This is a genomic window from Deinococcus aerolatus, assembly GCF_014647055.1.
In the GTDB taxonomy this organism is placed as follows: domain Bacteria; phylum Deinococcota; class Deinococci; order Deinococcales; family Deinococcaceae; genus Deinococcus; species Deinococcus aerolatus.
Window position 1 is genome coordinate 1 of the sequence record NZ_BMOL01000063.1, and the last position, 1,419, is coordinate 1,419.

At 63.9% G+C, this 1,419-nt stretch carries 2 protein-coding genes; one reads left to right on the forward strand and one right to left on the reverse strand.

Annotated elements, in window-relative coordinates; genetic code table 11:
* The first annotated feature begins 206 nt into the window (after window positions 1-206).
* Window positions 207-959, forward strand: coding sequence for a ZIP family metal transporter (locus tag IEY31_RS18505; RefSeq protein ID WP_188974423.1), 753 nt, complete (start codon window positions 207-209; stop codon window positions 957-959).
* Window positions 960-1,093: 134 nt separating this feature from the next.
* Here IEY31_RS18505 and IEY31_RS18510 read toward each other — a convergent pair.
* Window positions 1,094-1,419, reverse strand: a 326-nt coding sequence (locus IEY31_RS18510) for a DUF305 domain-containing protein (RefSeq protein WP_188974424.1), incomplete at its 5' end; no start/stop codon positions are given.

A 1,419-nucleotide genomic window follows, 5' to 3' on the forward strand; every position in this document is an offset into this window, starting at 1 on the left:
CTGGGCTCCTTCGCGGTCTGGTCAGCGTAGCCGCTGACCGGGGCGAAGTGACTTGGCCCGTGGTCCTTTCCGAGGGGTTCATTCCACGGCCCTGGGGTACGTCTACCCCTGGGATAAACTGATCGCGTCGGCGGAATCTCTCTTCGCTGCTTGACGGGATTCTTGAAGCACTACCAAACGCTCTTTAACTGCTTTAACGTTAGGCCATGACTGGGCTGAGCCAGATTCTGCTGTTGACGCTGATTCCCGTGGCTGCCACCATCCTGGGCGGCGTGGTGGCCAGCTTCCGCCCGCCCACCCCACGCGTTCGCAGCTTTGTCCAGCACCTCGCGGCGGGCGTCGTCTTTGCCGCCGTTGCCGGGGAGTTGCTGCCTCAGATCACGGCGGGCCGGGAGCCGCTGGGCGTGGTGATCGGCTTCGCCCTGGGCGTGGGCGTCATGCTGGTGGTGCGGACGCTGGTGGGCCGGCTGGATCCGGAAGAAGAGGACGGGGCGGCCGGGGAGGATTCCGCTGGGGCCGCCCCGCGCGCCGTGACTGGCTTGCTCGCGGCGGTGGGCATCGACATCCTGATCGACGGCTTGCTGATCGGCGTGGGCTTCGCAGCTGGCGAGCGGGTGGGCACCCTGCTGGTGGTGGCGCTGACCCTGGAACTGCTGTTCTTGGGCCTGTCGGTGGCGGCCAGCCTGGGACAGCGCGGAGCCTCCAGGAGCCGCAGCATCCTGACCGTGAGCGGCCTGAGCCTGCTGGTCATCGTGGGGGCCTCGCTGGGCGGCACGCTGCTACAGGGATTGTCTGGCCTGGCGCTGGAAATTGTCCTGTCCTTCGGCGCGGCGGCGCTGCTGTACCTGGTCACTGAGGAACTGCTGGTAGAGGCGCACGAGGTCAAGGAGACGCCGTGGATCACCAGCGCCTTTTTCATAGGCTTCATCGCCCTGTACCTGATTGAACTGCTGGCGTAGGAGGGTTAGGTGCCCGCCGTGTGATACGGATCCCGGTTAATTTGTCATACGAGGCCACCGATGGAAGAGGGTCAGGGAGCGCAACCGTTCGCACTGGCCCGTCATTCACCTTCGCGGCGAACACTCAGCCAGGCTCATCTGCCACTTTCGATGTCCTGAATCAGCGCCTTCATCTCGGCGATTTCCCGGCGCTGGGCTTCAATGATGCTGTCGGCCAGCTCGCGCACACGGGGGTCAGTGATGTTGGCCCGTTCACTGGTCAGGATGGCAATCGAGTGGTGCGGAATCATGGCCTTCATCCACGCCACGTCACCCACCGTGGCCTGTGAGCGCACCAGCCACAGCGCTCCACTGAAGACGATGACACTGCCTATCAGAATCATCTTGTTGTTGCGGCTGTTCTTGTACATGCTCAGCATGTACCCCAGCATGATCACGGCCATCACCGCGCCCATGTACA

What these genes read in the sequence shown, in the direction of transcription:
- IEY31_RS18505 (WP_188974423.1), top strand. Translation starts at nt 207, where the DNA reads ATGACTGGGCTGAGCCAGATTCTGCTGTTGACGCTGATTCCCGTGGCT.